Consider the following 13,997-nt stretch of genomic DNA (forward strand, 5'->3'; position numbering starts at 1 on the left):
GGACGGGCGTGGCAGCATGGCGGTCATGAAGTCTTCGGAACTGCTGGTGGACGCGTTTGGGCGGATCGACGAAACGGTGGCCCGCGTGCTCAAGGGCATCGACGCCGAACGGCTGAACTGGCGCCCGGGCGGGACGGGCAATTCGATTGCCTGGCTCCTCTGGCATCTGACCCGCATCCAGGACGACCACATGGCCGAGCTGGCCGGCGTCGAGCAGCGCTGGACGGCGGACGGTTTCGCCGTGCGGTCCGGATTCCCGCTGGAGCCCGCCGACACCGGCTATGCACACAGCTCTGCACAGGTGGATTCCGTGCGGGTGGAGTCGGGTACCCTTCTGCTGGACTACCACCGTGCCGTGCAGCGCCAAAGCCTGGAGCTGCTCAATGGGCTGGATGGCGCCGATTTCGATAGGATTGTGGACCGGCGCTGGACCCCCGCGGTCACCTTGGGCGTGCGGGTGGTCAGCGTGGTCAACGACTGCATGCAGCACGCCGGCCAGGCGGCCTACGTCCGCGGGCTGCCGATGGACGCGCCCCGGCCCAACGGGATGGTTGATTCCTAATTGCCGGGCCCGGATCCGAGGTGTTGGCACCACTTTCGAACCTGGACGGCTCCATTGGACAGCCATCTGGACACCGTTGCAACAGCACTGTGCGTGGCGGTGGGTGACTTTCTAAAACCAAATCCACAGTTGGCCGGATGGGCCGAGTGCGGGTCCTTCGGATCTCGGCCGGCCGCCTCGAGCTGGTCCAGAATTCCGGCTGCTGCCCGCTCAGGTCATTCACCGCCCGTGGCCCATGAAGCCCCGGAAAGCAACCATCTAAGGCCGCGACAACCGCCGCTTGCCACGAACTCCGGGCGTGCCCAGCGGCTTCGGCAGGTGGTGGCTCTGCCCGTGGTGCGCCGGGGTTAGGCGGCGGTCTGTTTCGCGGACGTCGACCGCCGTGGCAGCACAACGGCTGCCACGGCTCCGAGGAGTCCGGCCGTTCCCATGAGGATCCAGGCCGGTTGGTAGCTGGCGGCGTCCGCGCTGGTTCCGGTCGTGGCGACGAGCAGCGCGATGCCGATGGCGCCGCCGATTTGCCGGGACATGTTCAAAATGCCGGTGCCCGTCGCGTACGCATCGGCGGGGAGCTGGCTAGATCCGCCTGCCAGAAACCCGGTCTGGGCGATCCCGGCCCGGGCCCCGGTGGCCACCAGGCCGGCGAAGAACGCGGGGATCGAGAAGGCTCCGGACGCCAGGGATGCGGACCACAGGAGGCCTGTGGCTGCAAAGGCCAGGCTGCCCAGGCCTGCCAGCCAGCGCGAATCGAGGGTGGACCGGCCGGCAGCCAGCGCGCTGGCCACTGCGGTTGCCGGGCCGATGGCAAAACCGGCACCGGCGAGCAGCGGGTTCCACCCCCATACGTGGGTCAGGAACAGGCTGCCGCCCAGGAGCATGATGGCGAAGCCGACGTAGAAGACGCCCATCCCCACGGCCGCCACGGTGAAGGAGTTGACCGAGAAGAGGCGAAGGTCCACGGCCGGGGCCTCGTGGCTTCTGCACCGCACGATGAACCACGCAAGGGCGGCGGCGGCAAGGGCCGCCAGGGCCCACACTTTTCCGTCGCCAGCCCCCAATCAGTGGTGCAGGACAGCGCTGTGGCCACGGCTGCCACAGCTGAGGCGAGCAGCGCGGATCCGGCCAAATCCGGGATTCTTGTCCGCAGCCGCTTTGATTCCTGCAGCGAGGCCGCCAGCAGCATGGCGCAGGCGGCGATGGGGACATTGATGATAAAGATCCACCGCCAATCGATTGTGGTCAGGACGCCGCCGAGCACCGGTCCGGCGGCCGCGGCGACCGAGCCGGTCGCGGCCCAGATGGAGACCATCCGCTTGTGCTTCTCCTGTGGATGGGCGGCGAGCAACAACGCAAGGCTCGTGGGGACCAGCAGCGCGGCCCCCACGCCCTGAAGGCCCCGGGCGGCGATCAGCGTGGCAATCTCCGGGGCAGCGGCTGCGGCCAGGGAACCCGCAGCAAAAACCAGCAGCCCGATCCGGAAGAGACGCTTGCGTCCAAACCGGTCGGCCAGCCGGCCCGCCGGCACCAGCAATGCGGCGAACACGACTCCGTAGGCGTTCAGGACCCAGGACATGACCGACCGGTGCCGGGGCGTCCGGGAAACTGGCCGCTATGGAGGAGAAGGCGAGGTTCACGACGAACAAGTCCAACGACGCGAGTACGCTCGCGGCGCCGATCGCCAGCAGGGCCGCCGTCCCACTCCCGCTTTTGCTTGCTTGAAGAAAGTTAGTCACGTTTCGAGGGGAGGGAGTAAACTTGCTTTAAACAAGTAAGACCCTCCGACGAAGGATTTCCCCATGGCTCTGCGCTCCGACTGGTCCAACCGGCCCTGCCCGATCGCGCGGGGGATAGACATGGTCGGCGATCCGTGGGTTTTGCTGGTCTTGCGCGAACTGGTCGCCGGTGTCCGCAGGTTCGATGAGATCCGCGAGAACCTTGAGGTGGCCGACAACATCCTCTCCAACCGCTTGGCCTACATGGTCGAGGCCGGCTTGGCGGTAAAAGTGCCCTACAGCGAAGGCAAGCGGCCCCGCCACGAATATCTGCCCACCCAAGCCGCCGTCGACGCCCTGCCCATCCTGCATGCCTACGCGCTCTGGGCCGAAAAGCACACGCCGACTACCTCGGACCAGCAAAGGCTGGCGATTGTCTGCCAGGCCTGCCACCGTGAAGCCTCCCGGGCCGACAGCTGCGAGCACTGCGGTGCCGCGCTGACCACCGGCACCGTCTCGTGGATCCGGCCCCTTGCCCTGGACCGCACGCCGCAGCCCCTCTCGGAGCCGGCCGATATCCAGCTGGGTTGACCAGAGGCGGTGTGCCCTCGCCGCGGGGGCTGATGCGTGGTTTGCTGAGCGTATGCCGGGACCTGAATCAGCAAAGTTGCATGGGGATGAGCCGCACCTGGGTGGCTTGGCTGCACGGTTGAACTGGCTGCGGGCAGGGATCCTGGGTGCCAATGACGGGATCGTTTCGGTCGCGGCAATTGTTGTTGGCGTTGCGGGTGCGATGGCGGAGAACGGGGCCATCCTGACCGCAGGGGTGGCCGGCCTGGTGGGCGGCGCCGTGTCGATGGCGTTGGGGGAGTACGTTTCCGTCAGCAGCCAAAGCGATGGCCAGCGGGACCTTATCGCCAAAGAACGCCGGGAACTGGACGAACAGCCCGCGGAGGAACTTGCCGAGCTGACGGCCCTTTACGAAGAGAAGGGCCTGACGGCCGGGACTGCCAGACTCGTAGCTGAAGAGCTGACGGAGCACAATGCGCTGGCCGCCCACTTGGCCGTGGAGCTGAACATTGATGAAGACGACGTGGTCAGTGCCTGGCACGCAGCCCTCGCATCTGCCCTGAGCTTCATCGCCGGGGCGGTATTGCCCCTGCTGGCCATTCTGCTTCCCCCTGCACCCTGGCGGGTCGGGACCACTTTTGCCGTGGTCCTTGTTGCGTTGGCCATCACTGGCAGCCTGGGCGCCCACATCGGAGGTGGGTCGAGAAAGAGGGCCGCCGTCCGTGTCGTGGTCGGCGGTGCCATAGCCCTGGCCGTCACGTTCGCCATCGGCCGGCTGCTGGGCGCGTCCGGCATGGTCTGAGGGGCGATGGGTCCGCAGCCCGGGCAAACGCCCAGAGCGTGTCCATATACTTTCCACATGGCTGAGCACCCCAGGATCCTTGTCGTTGAAGACGACCGCCGGCTGGCGGGCATGCTCATGGATCTCCTCGGAGGCGAGGGCTACGCCGTCGTGGCGGCCTACGACGGGCAGCGTGCATTGCACGAGGGCCTGACGGGGCAGTTTGACCTGATGCTTCTGGACCGCGGCCTGCCCGGGCTCGAAGGCCTGGATGTGCTCGCCAGGCTCCGCCGCAGCGGCGTCGCCACGCCGGCGCTGATCCTCTCGGCCCTGGGAAACCCCTCCGACCGGGTGGAGGGGCTCGACGGCGGCGCCGAGGACTATCTGAGCAAGCCCTTCGACATCGACGAGCTGCTGGCTCGCCTCCGGGTGCTGCTGCGCCGGACCGGCACGGCACTGCGGACGCTGCACATCCGCGGAGGGTCCTTCGACGTCGACGGCCGGACGGTGGATGTCAGTGACGGACGGCGGATTGTGCTCTCGGAGCGGGAAGCGGGCCTTTTGGAGCACCTTGCCCGGCGGCCCCGGCAAACATTCCAGCGCGGCGATCTGCTCGCCAGTGTTTTCCAAGAGGCGGACGACGAGGGCGTGGTCGACACCTATGTGCACTATCTGCGCAAGAAGCTGGGGCGCGACGTCGTCCAAACGGTGCGGGGGATCGGCTACCGCTTGGGCGAGCCCCAGTGAAAGGCCGCACCGGCACAGAGCAGAAACGGGTGGTGGCCCGGCTGACCCTGCAGCTGACCGCCTTCATCGTGGCGCTGCTGGCGCTGTTGGGTGTGCTGGTCTACACCCTCGTGGCCTCCAGTGCGTCCGAATCGGCCCAGCGGACCCTCATGAACGCGACGCAGATCGATTCCCCGCGGGACGCGCCGCTGGGGGTTTTTGTCGCAGTCTCCGCCGGCGGCCAGCTGATGGTGTCCCGGAACATGCCGGCCGGTCTGCCCGACCTTGCGGCGATCGCCCAGGCCGCCCGCACCGGGGCCACCATCGAAAGCCAATCCACCATTGCCGGGCACAGTTATGCGATCCTGACCGCACCGCACGAAGGCCGGGTGGTGCAGGCCGCCATCGACAGGCACCAAGGCGATGAGGAGCTCGCGAGGCTGGCCTGGGCGTTGCTGGTGGCCATGGTGGCTGCCGCTATCGCAACAGGGTTTGTTGCCTATGTCCTGGCCCGCCGGGCCACGCGTCCATTGTCGGAGGCGCTGGCCCTCCAGCGCCGGTTCGTTGCCGATGCCAGCCATGAGTTGAGGACGCCGCTGACGCTGCTCAGCACCAGGGCCCAGCTGCTCAAGCGCCGGCTGGCCCAGACGGACGCCAGCACCCTGGTGGGCACCCTCTCCCGGGGTGTGGGCGAAATCGTGGAGGACTCGAAGGTGCTCACGGAAATCCTGGAGGACCTGTTGATCTCCGTCGATCCGCGCGAAAGCACCGATCCGGTGGACGTGGACCTCGGGGCGGCCGCCGATGAGGCCCTGGCCGCTCTGGACCTGCCCGCTCAGCAAAAGGGCCTGGCCCTGCGGCGCGAGGGCCCCGTGGCGCCGGTGTCCGTCGTGGGCGCGCGGGTGCCCCTGCAGCGGGTTTTTACCGCCTTGATCACCAATGCGCTGGACCACGCATCCTCGCGGGTGGAGGTGGAGGTGTTTGCCAAGGGGCACGACGCCGTGATCCGCGTCAGCGACGACGGAACCGGATTTCCGCCCGAGGTGGGGCAGCGGGCCTTCGAACGCTTTGCCAGTTCCCGCCCCGTGGCCGGGGAACAATCCGGCCCGCGGCACTACGGGTTGGGCCTGGCCCTGGTGGCCGACGTCGTCGCCAACCACGGCGGAAGCGTCCAGACGGGCCCCGGTCCCTCCGGCGGCGGGGCCTCGGTCACGGTGCGCCTGCCGCTGGCCAGGAAGGCCTAGCCGCACCCAAGGCCGTGTGCCGATTGGCGGGGCAGTTCCCACGAGGGGGGAGTGGTCCTACCCTGTGGCGCCCGGCAGCCGCCCGCGCAGGCGCTTGGTCACCATCAAGCCTCCGGTGCGGTCGACGCACACCACGTCAATGTCCCACGTGTCTGTGGCGTGGTTGAGGGTTTCGACGCCCCCGGCGAGGATGGCCGTGGCCAGGACATCGGCGTCGATGATGTCCGCCGCGAGCACGCTGACCTGAGCAAACGGCGTGGCCTGCGGGAGCCGCCAGATGTGTTCGCCGCGCTCGGCCGTGCCCGACGTAGCGATGGCGCGCCACGGATCCTGCAGCGCAATGCCGGCCAGGAGGACGGAATGGTCCAGGGGGTCGACGATCCCGGCCTGCCAGCCGCCGTCGTCCCGGGAGCCGTGGACCAGGATGTCGCCGCCGACGTTGAGCATCCAGTCCGTCGCGCCGGAGCCGAGCAGGAGAGCCCCGGCCGCTTCCATGGCCTGCGCCTTGACGATTCCGGAGAGGTCGATGACGCCGTCGGGGCGGTGCGGGGTGAACGCGCCGTGCGTCAGGGACCGCCACTGCAGGGCCTGGGCGTAGGCGTCGCGGAACGCGGCGCTGGACTCCGGCCCGCGGAGTTCCCCGCGGGCCAGCCGGCTGATTTCCGAGCCGGGGCGGTAGAGGCTGAATCTGTCCTCGAAGCGGGCGAAGGAGTTGCGGATGTCCCGCAGTATCCGGGGGACGGGCGGGGTGCCGGGGAAGGTGATGCTGGCCACCGTCCCCATGGTTTCAAACACCTCGGCGGCCATGGCCGCTATTTCGCCTGGTCAAGGGCCGACTGCAGGGACTGCAGATAGCCATCGGAGGTGTACGTGGCGCCGGAGACTCCATCGACCGACGCCGACTGTGCCGCGAGAACCTCCGAACGGAGGATGGGGGCGGCCCGGTTGCTGATTTGCCGGGATCTGCCGTCAACATCCGTCAGTTGGAGCGCCGTGACATCTGTGATGGTGCCGGCGGACATGGTGACCTGGACCTGGACGTTTCCGAAGCGGGTGGACACGCTGGTGCCAGTGTAGGTTCCCGACGGCCCCGCAGCGGGCGCCGGGGCTGCGGGGGACGGGGCCGCGGCGGACGGTGCGGCACTTGAGGCCCCGGTGCCGGCGCTGTTGCCCGTCCCGGTCGCCGCGGAGGAGGCTGCCGCGCCGGATGACGGTGGGGTGACCGGTGCGGCGACGACGGCGGTGCCGGTCTGGTTGTTCGACCCCGCCTGCCAGGCCACCACCAGCACGGCGGCGGAAGACAGGATGCCTGCGACGACTGCCCGGGCCCTCACCAGTCAAACCTTTCGTAATGGATCCGGTGTGCGGGCAGGCCGGCTTCCCTGGCATCCCGGACCACCAGATCGGCCCAGGACTGGGGCCCGCAAACGTAGAGGTCGGAGTCGGCCAACCGGGGAAAGGCCGAAGACAGGGTCACGCCGTGGGCCATGGCCTCGGCAGAGAGCCAGGTGGCCGCCCCCGCCGGGCGCGGACCAACCATGGAGTAGGCCGCACAGCGCACCGACTGGGTCAGGGCGGCCACCTCGCCCCACAAATAGTTCTGCGATTTATCCGTGCCGCGGAGCAGGACTGTGGCCTCGCCGGGACCGAGCCGGGAGTCCTCCAGCAAGGCCCTGATTGGTGTCACGCCGATGCCCGCGGCCACGACGGCCAGATAGGGGGCGGTCCTTGCCGCGGTGGTGAACAGGCCGTAGGGGCCCTCCACCGACACCCTGGTGCCGGTGCGGACGCGGGAAATGCTGCGGCTTCCGCGGCCCAGGTCGCGGACGGTGATGCGCGCCGCCGTTCTGGTGGGGACGGCCGAGAAGGAAATGGGATGGGCATGCCACCAGGTCCGTCCGGTCCAGAAACGCCAGATGGCATACTGTCCGCCAGCCGTCCCGAGCCGGTCCAAATCCGTGCCCGCGAGGTGGATGGAGACCACGCCCGGTGCGATCTGCTCCACCCTTTCCACCCTGATCCCGTGGCGCCAGGACCGCCAGGCGGGCGTGGCGAACCGGAACCAGAAGATCGATCCGAACGCCAGCCCATAGAGCGCGAGCCAATACAGGCGCTGCCAGGTCCCCTGGGCCAGAACGCCGCCGACGCTGAGCTGGTGGGGCAGCGCCACCAAAACGGCCACGTAGCTGACCAGATGGATTCCATGCCATGCCTCGTAGGGGAACCTGCGCCGGACGGCAAGCAGCGAGGAAACGACCACCGCGATGAGCAGTCCCAGACCCAGATAGGCAATGGCCATGTCCGGCGTCTGGAACAGGATGAGCGTTTCGGAGACAACATTGGAGCCTTCGCCGATCGCGTAGCCTGCCGTCAGCAGCCCGGCGTGCAGGAGGATCAGGTACAGGGTGGGCTTGCCCAGACGGCGGTGCAGCGCAATGGCGGCGTCCTGGCCGATGGCCCTGTCCAGGGCCGGGATCCGTGCAGCCAGGATCAGCATGACAAGGATCAAATCGGTGCCGGCGAGCCCCGCCATGACACCGGCCGCATTCAGCGCGGAACCGGCATCGGGGATCTGCGACAGGCCGCCATAGGCAAGGTACAACGCAAGGGACAGCGAGACGGAAAGCCAGCAGAGGACGGTTGCGAAATCCGCGGACCGCAACCTGCGCTGCAGGCGGCGGCTGCGTTCCGGTCCGAGTGGTGCCGCAGCGTTGGCCCGGGGCTGTGCGTTTGACATGGTCATGGCTGTCCCGGCCGGGCCGGCTCCGCACCAGAGTTATTCTTGCGCATTGTCTGGCCCTCCCTTCCATTTCGAATCGGCTCCTGTAGTCAATGTTCCACCCGTTTTCTTGGAGGATTCTTAGATGGGAAATGACATCGAGGCGGAACGGGGCATGCAGATGGAGTGAGCCTCCGATTCCCGGTGCGCTGCGGCCGGTGCACCTAACCAATCCGGCCCGGCGTCCGATAACTAGGGGTGAGTGCTGCCATGGATGGCGGCCGGATGCGCGCTGCGAAGGATGCGCCGATGATTGTTCTAACCCGTCTGGACGGCCGGGCGTTTGCGCTCAATCCGGACCTCATCGAGCGGATCTTCGAGTCCCCGGATACAACTGTGGTGATGGCCGACGGTGCCAACTACATCGTCACCGAGCCCATGATGGACGTGATCGACCTGATCGCCGGCTACCGTGCCCGGGTCATCGTTCTGGCCCGCAGCTATGCGGGCCATCCCGACGACGGCGGCTTCGGGGCCACTTCCGCGGCGGCCATGCCCGCCCATGCGCCGCGGCTGGCTGCCGGACCCGGTGATCTGGTGGTGCTGGCCGGGCTGCGGCAGGCGCGGGCACTGGCCGCCGTCGCCAGCAAGTCGGTGTTCGTGGCCTTCAGCGTCGGCAACCCCACGCCGTCGAATCCGTTCATCCTCGTCGGCATCACCCGGGACGACATCGTCCTGACCATCCTCGGCGCCCTCGGCCTGTCCAAGCCCAACTGGGGCGCACCAACTGCACAAAAACCGCTCTTTTCGTGCAGTTGCTGCGCCCCAGTTGCTCCCACGGGGCCCTCGGAATGGGCCGGGCTAGGCGTCGACCAGCCTGGCGGAGTCCACGGCGGCCGCAGCTGTGGCGCGGTCCTTGCCGGGGATGAATGCGGCCAGGGCGATCGCCACCAGGGCGGCGGCAGCGCCAATGGCAAATGTCGTGTGGAAGCCGGCCATCGTGGGCACCTTCACCGGCCCCAGCGACATCGTCATGTTGGCCAGCACCACGCCCATGACGGCGGCCGAGGCAGAGGTTCCGAAGGCGCGCATCAGCGAGTTCAGGCCGTTCGCTGCTGCGGTTTCGGTCAGCGGCACGGCACCCATGATGAGCGCCGGCATAGCGGCGTAGGCCAGCCCGATTCCGGCACCAATCACCATGGACGCCACAATCACCTGCCACACGGCGGAGGTCAGGAAGAGCGCCAGGACGTACCCCGCACCGATCACGGCGGCGCCTAGGATCAGCGTCACCTTGGGCCCGCGCCGGGTGGTGAGGCGGGCGGAGACGGGGGAGACCAACATCATCACGAGGCCCCCCGGGGCCAGCGCCAGGCCAGCCTGGACCATGGTCTGGCCCAGCCCGTAGCCGGTGGCTGACGGGGACATCAGCAGCTGCGGAAACGCCAGATTCATCGCGTACATGGCGAAGCCGACGGCGATCGAGGCCAGGTTGGTGAACAGCACCCGCGGGCGGGCCGAGACGCGCAGATCCACCAGCGGCGAGGCCACCCGCAGCTCAAAGACGCCCCAGAGGACCAGGACGACGGCGGCGGTGGCGAAGAACCCCAGCGTCAACGGGCTGTTCCAGCCCCAGTCCGCACCCTTGGTGATGGGCAGCAGCAGCGCCACGAGACCCACCATCAAGCCCGCAGCACCCACGCCGTCGAACCTGGCGGGTGTCCGGACCGGCGACTCCGGCAGCACCACGGCAACCAGCACCAGCGCCACGGCGCCCAGGGCCGCGGAGGCCCAGAAGAGCACATGCCAGTCGGCGTTTTGGGCGATCAAGGCCGCGACCGGCAGGCCGATGGCACCGCCCACGCCCATGGTGGCGCTCATGGTGGCGACGGCGGAGCCCACCTTTTCGCGCGGCAACTCGTCGCGCAGGATGCTGATGCCCAGCGGAATGGCGCCCGCGGCCATGCCCTGCAGGATGCGGCCCGCCAGCATGATGGGCAGGGAGCTGGTCAGCGCACACAGGACGGAGCCGATCGCCAGCAACGCCAGCGAGATGACCAGCATCCGCCGCTTGCCGAACATGTCGCCGAGTCGGCCGCTGATGGGGGTGACGACGGCGCCTGCCAGCAGCGTGGCGGTGATGATCCACGACACGTCGGTGGCCGAGGAGTGCAGCAGCACCGGGAGCTGGGGGAGGACCGGAATGACGAGCGTCTGCATGAGGGAGACGACAATGCCGATGAACGCCAGGATAATGACGACGCTGCGGGGGGAGGTGGATCTTGGCCGGATCGCGGCTCGGGGATGGGACATGGTGCTCCTGCATGGGAAGGGGGCGTGCCGAATGGCTCTTATGCATCATACATACAATGTGCATCATGCATACGACTTGGTAGGCTTGGATGACCAATGACGACGAAAGGCCACCACGATGACGGACAACGCCGTCCATCTGGCGGGGATCGAGCATGAGCTCATGCTCTTTTCCCGCTACCACCTGCGCCCGCAGCACTATGCGGGAACCGTCCTGGAGCGGTCGGCCTATGTGCTGATGAGCCGCCTGGAGCTGGTGGACCCGATGACGCTCAAGGAATTGTCGACGGCACTGCGCCTGGATGCTTCCACCATCCACCGCCAGGTGGGTGTGCTGCTGAACCGCGGATTGGTGGCCTACGCCGCCGTGGCCCCCGGCGAGGTGGCGCGGCGCATCAGCCCGACGGCGGAGGGCCTGGCCGAGCTGGCGGCCACACGCACGACATTCGTAGCCGGGCTGGGCCTGGTGGTGGAGAATTGGCCGGCCGCCAAGCGCGGGCAGTTCCTGGACCTGCTGCTGGAGTTCAACCAGGACGTGGAGCGGCTCGAGGGGGCTCCCTGGCCGCGCGCTACGGACACCACCCGGTCCAACTAGGGCGCGCCAACTGCACGGAATCCGCTCTTTTCGTGCAGTTGCTGCGCCCCAGTTGCTCCACCCAGTTGGGTCAGCTGAAGTCCATCCCGGCGTCGGCGCCCATCTGCATGGTGGTGTTGGCGCCGTCGAGCTGCTCGCGGATGATGTCCGCGTGGCCGCTGTGCTGGGCCGTCTCGCGCAGCAGGTGCAGCAGCACCCGGCGGACGGTCCAGTACTCCTTCTCCGGCTGCCAGGGGGCTGTGGGCAGCGGCACCAGCCGGTCAAGATCGTCCATCGTGGCCAATGATACGGCGGTCCTGGCCGCGGTGGCGCGGTAGTTGGCCAGCAACTGCTCAAAGGACTCGCCAGGGTGCACCGTGTGCGAGTCGATGCCCTCCGCCATGTCGAACACCGCGCCCTCGTCCGGTTCCATGGCGGTCTTGATCCAGCCGGCCTCCGTGACGGTCAGGTGCTTCACCAGGCTGCCCAGGGTCAGCGCGCTCGCGGTGCTGTGCGTGCGGGACTGCTCCTCCGTCAGGCCGCGCAGCGGGATCAGGAACATGCTGCGCTGGTCCGCGAGCAGTGCGGCGATGTCGGCCAGTTCTCCGGTGGGCTGCGGGGTTGGATCCGCCATGGGGGACTCCTTCGTTCCGTGTCTGCGGGGCACCGGACCGGTGTTGGCGTGGGGGGGATCCCCGACGGCGGCCCGGTCCAGAACCCAACCTAGCCCGGTGCCGCCCACGCCGCAACGAAAATCCCGGCCGGAGCCGCGCACTGCACCCCTGCCGGCTAGCCCGGCACGGCGAAAAAGGCCCGCGGATCCTGCAGGCGCGCGGGATCGGCAAAGAAGGCGCGGGGCACCATCCGTTCGAACACCGCCGGACGCCGGAGCACGCCGTCGTTCTCGGCCAGTGGACCGGCCACCGTGGCGAGGGCAAAGCCGCCGCTGTCCAGTGGAAGTGCGACGGCGTCGCCCACCTCCAGCGTGCCTACAAAGGCATCCACCTGGCGGGCACGCTTGGGCGACTTTCGCCCATGCGGCGCGGCGCGGCGCAACGACAGCGTGAACGGGGCCCCGCTGGGCAACGCTGTGCCGGGGTTCCCCGGGGCAACCAGGCCACCGGACTCGGCCAGCTCCGCGGGCATGCGCAGAATCCAGATGCGGCCCGTCTCCGGCTCCGCGGGCAGGAGCGTGCGCTCCGGTTCCGGCCAGACGTACTCCAGGTCCGCCATGCAGTTGGGGAACAGCGGACCGTAGTGGCCGGGGTCCTTGCGGACCAGGTTGGAGCGGTGGCTGCGATGGAATGCCTCATCGCCGAGCCAGGGCGGCAGCGCCAGGGCAGCCGCCCGGGTACCGGCCGCCAGCTCCGGGGCGAACTCAAGGATGTTGGCGCGGGTGCTGTCCGCATTGCCCCGAGCCATCCATTCATCGGCAATGGCCAGCCCGTAGCCCGCCAACCCGGGGACATGGCCCATCCACATCCGGGTGGCCGGATGACGTTGCCAGCCGTAGTCCGGGATGGTGAGGGCGCGCAGCAGCTGCAGTGTTTCCACCCGTTGCTTGCCCAGCCGGGACCTGTCCAGCACCGCGGCGCTGGCGGCAAAGTCCGGATACGGCAGAAATGTCTGCATCCGGCCATTCTCCCATCCAGCACCGCGTGCCATCGTCTTGCCGGGAAGGGAATGTTTTCCGGTTTGCCACCCATTGTTGGGGTCCTGTTGGCCCGTCTTCTGGTTGGATAGGGGGAAGCCAAAGCTACATCAGGGGTTCCGCCCCAAATCGATCAGAGGCAGCAATGAAGCGCATCGAGGCCGAACACCCCCGGCCACGCCATTTTCTTCTCCACCTCAGCGACACCCACCTGTTGGGCACCGCAGCACCGCTGTACGGGGTGGTGGACAGCGCGGCCCGGCTGCGGCAACTGTTCACCGAGCTCGCCGCCTCGGGGTCGCGGCCAGAGGCTGTGGTCATCACCGGGGACCTGGCCGACAAGGGTGAACCGGCCGCCTATGACACCCTGCGGAGCATTGTGGAACCGGCCTGTGCGCGCATGGGTGCGAAGGTCATTTGGGCGATGGGCAACCACGACAACAGGGTGCATTTCCGGGCCGCCCTGCTTGATGAGCCGGCCCCGGCCGGACAGGGCCCGGCAGCCGATCCGATGGCCCCCGTGGACCATTGCCACTACGTGGACGGTCTGCGCATCATCACCCTAGACAGCACCGTTCCGGGATTCCACCACGGAGAACTCAGCCCCGAGCAGCTCCACTGGCTGGCCGAAGAGCTGTCGACGCCGGCCCCCGACGGGACGGTCCTGGCGCTGCACCATCCGCCCGTGCCCAGCGTGCTGGACCTGGCGGTGCTGGTGGAACTGCGCGGCCAGGCCGCCCTGGCCCAGGTGCTGCGCGGCTCCGATGTGAGGATCATCCTGGCGGGCCATCTGCACTACTCGACCACTGCGATGTTTGCGGGCATTCCCGTCTCGGTGGCGTCCGCCACCTGCTACTCGCAGGACCTCAACGTCCCCACCGGGGGAACCCGCGGCCAGGACGCCGGCCAGTCCTACAACCTTGTCCACCTCTACGAGCACACGGTGGTCAGCTCAGTGGTGCCGCTGGGCAATGCAGGAACGGTGGGCGAATACGTCGACGCCGCCGAAACCCAGCGCCGCTTGGCGGCCGCCGGCATCACGATTCCGGAGCGCTCCGTGCAGCATCCGCCGCGGCGGCGCCCCACAGCCGCCCACGATTCCACGCGGTCGAGGGGCTAGCCGGACCCGGAACCGGCCGGAGCCC

Annotated in this window: 15 protein-coding genes and 2 pseudogenes; 8 read left to right on the top strand and 9 right to left on the bottom strand. The window is 68.3% G+C overall.

The window, feature by feature from the left end; genetic code table 11:
- Positions 1 to 25: 25 nt before the first annotated feature.
- A complete protein-coding gene (locus ACQCSX_RS14590) occupies positions 26 to 562 on the top strand; it encodes a mycothiol transferase (RefSeq protein ID WP_427016004.1) in 537 nt (178 codons plus the stop codon).
- A 347-nt stretch (positions 563 to 909) separates the two neighbouring features.
- Here the strand turns inward: ACQCSX_RS14590 and ACQCSX_RS14595 are convergent, their stop codons facing one another.
- Both ACQCSX_RS14595 and ACQCSX_RS14600 read right to left on the bottom strand, forming a co-directional pair.
- On the bottom strand, positions 910 to 1,599 hold the full coding sequence (locus tag ACQCSX_RS14595) for a hypothetical protein (protein ID WP_427019122.1): 690 nt from the start codon (positions 1,597 to 1,599) through the stop codon (positions 910 to 912).
- Positions 1,600 to 1,769: 170 nt separating this feature from the next.
- Positions 1,770 to 2,135: pseudogene (locus ACQCSX_RS14600) on the bottom strand (MFS transporter); the annotation flags it as partial.
- A gap of 223 nt (positions 2,136 to 2,358) precedes the next feature.
- On the opposite strand from ACQCSX_RS14600, the gene ACQCSX_RS14605 reads away from it, so the two are divergent.
- Genes ACQCSX_RS14605 through ACQCSX_RS14620 form a run of 4 tightly spaced genes read left to right on the top strand, consistent with a single transcriptional unit; the run spans position 2,359 to position 5,595 of the window.
- Positions 2,359 to 2,865, top strand: coding sequence for a winged helix-turn-helix transcriptional regulator (locus tag ACQCSX_RS14605; protein WP_427016005.1), 507 nt, complete (start codon positions 2,359 to 2,361; stop codon positions 2,863 to 2,865).
- Positions 2,866 to 2,917: 52 nt separating this feature from the next.
- A complete protein-coding gene (locus ACQCSX_RS14610) occupies positions 2,918 to 3,646 on the top strand; it encodes a VIT1/CCC1 transporter family protein (RefSeq protein ID WP_427016006.1) in 729 nt (242 codons plus the stop codon).
- 57 nt (positions 3,647 to 3,703) lie between these two features.
- Positions 3,704 to 4,372 (top strand): response regulator transcription factor, encoded by a 669-nt coding sequence (locus ACQCSX_RS14615; protein ID WP_427016007.1) that lies wholly within the window; start codon positions 3,704 to 3,706, stop codon positions 4,370 to 4,372.
- Positions 4,369 to 5,595 (top strand): sensor histidine kinase, encoded by a 1,227-nt coding sequence (locus ACQCSX_RS14620; RefSeq protein WP_427016008.1) that lies wholly within the window; start codon positions 4,369 to 4,371, stop codon positions 5,593 to 5,595. Before ACQCSX_RS14615 ends, ACQCSX_RS14620 begins: the two co-directional genes overlap by 4 nt.
- Before the next feature lie 57 nt (positions 5,596 to 5,652).
- On the opposite strand, the gene ACQCSX_RS14625 is transcribed toward ACQCSX_RS14620, so the two are convergent.
- The 3 genes from ACQCSX_RS14625 to ACQCSX_RS14635 are packed head-to-tail and all read right to left on the bottom strand — an operon-like array spanning position 5,653 to position 8,332.
- Positions 5,653 to 6,402, bottom strand: coding sequence for an FAD:protein FMN transferase (locus ACQCSX_RS14625; protein WP_427016009.1), 750 nt, complete (start codon positions 6,400 to 6,402; stop codon positions 5,653 to 5,655).
- 5 nt (positions 6,403 to 6,407) lie between these two features.
- The gene (locus tag ACQCSX_RS14630; RefSeq protein WP_427016010.1) at positions 6,408 to 6,929 is read right to left on the bottom strand and encodes an FMN-binding protein; all 522 of its coding nucleotides are present in this window, start codon (positions 6,927 to 6,929) and stop codon (positions 6,408 to 6,410) included.
- Positions 6,926 to 8,332, bottom strand: coding sequence for a ferredoxin reductase family protein (locus tag ACQCSX_RS14635; RefSeq protein WP_427016011.1), 1,407 nt, complete (start codon positions 8,330 to 8,332; stop codon positions 6,926 to 6,928). The genes ACQCSX_RS14630 and ACQCSX_RS14635 overlap by 4 nt, the downstream gene beginning before the upstream one ends.
- A 291-nt stretch (positions 8,333 to 8,623) precedes the next feature.
- Between ACQCSX_RS14635 and ACQCSX_RS14640 the strand changes: the two are divergent.
- Positions 8,624 to 8,737, top strand: a pseudogene (locus ACQCSX_RS14640) (flagellar FlbD family protein); the annotation flags it as partial.
- Positions 8,738 to 8,814: 77 nt separating this feature from the next.
- Here ACQCSX_RS14640 and ACQCSX_RS14645 read toward each other — a convergent pair.
- On the bottom strand, positions 8,815 to 9,018 hold the full coding sequence (locus ACQCSX_RS14645) for a hypothetical protein (RefSeq protein ID WP_427019123.1): 204 nt from the start codon (positions 9,016 to 9,018) through the stop codon (positions 8,815 to 8,817).
- A 157-nt stretch (positions 9,019 to 9,175) separates the two neighbouring features.
- Positions 9,176 to 10,627 (bottom strand): MFS transporter, encoded by a 1,452-nt coding sequence (locus ACQCSX_RS14650; protein ID WP_427016012.1) that lies wholly within the window; start codon positions 10,625 to 10,627, stop codon positions 9,176 to 9,178.
- Between the two features lie 118 nt (positions 10,628 to 10,745).
- On the opposite strand from ACQCSX_RS14650, the gene ACQCSX_RS14655 reads away from it, so the two are divergent.
- Positions 10,746 to 11,222 (top strand): MarR family winged helix-turn-helix transcriptional regulator, encoded by a 477-nt coding sequence (locus ACQCSX_RS14655; protein ID WP_427016013.1) that lies wholly within the window; start codon positions 10,746 to 10,748, stop codon positions 11,220 to 11,222.
- Between the two features lie 70 nt (positions 11,223 to 11,292).
- Here the strand turns inward: ACQCSX_RS14655 and ACQCSX_RS14660 are convergent, their stop codons facing one another.
- Complete coding sequence (locus tag ACQCSX_RS14660; RefSeq protein ID WP_427016014.1) at positions 11,293 to 11,835, bottom strand: DinB family protein; 543 nt, start codon at positions 11,833 to 11,835, stop codon at positions 11,293 to 11,295.
- Positions 11,836 to 11,990: 155 nt separating this feature from the next.
- Positions 11,991 to 12,833 carry an MSMEG_6728 family protein gene (locus tag ACQCSX_RS14665; protein WP_427016015.1) on the bottom strand — a complete coding sequence of 281 codons (843 nt, stop codon included), beginning with the start codon at positions 12,831 to 12,833 and terminating at the stop codon, positions 11,991 to 11,993.
- Between the two features lie 164 nt (positions 12,834 to 12,997).
- Here ACQCSX_RS14665 and ACQCSX_RS14670 point away from each other — a divergent pair, with 164 nt between their 5' ends.
- Positions 12,998 to 13,972 (top strand): phosphodiesterase, encoded by a 975-nt coding sequence (locus tag ACQCSX_RS14670; protein ID WP_427016016.1) that lies wholly within the window; start codon positions 12,998 to 13,000, stop codon positions 13,970 to 13,972.
- Positions 13,973 to 13,997 lie beyond the last annotated feature (25 nt).

It is taken from the genome of Pseudarthrobacter sp. P1 (assembly GCF_050156935.1).
GTDB lineage: Bacteria > Actinomycetota > Actinomycetes > Actinomycetales > Micrococcaceae > Specibacter.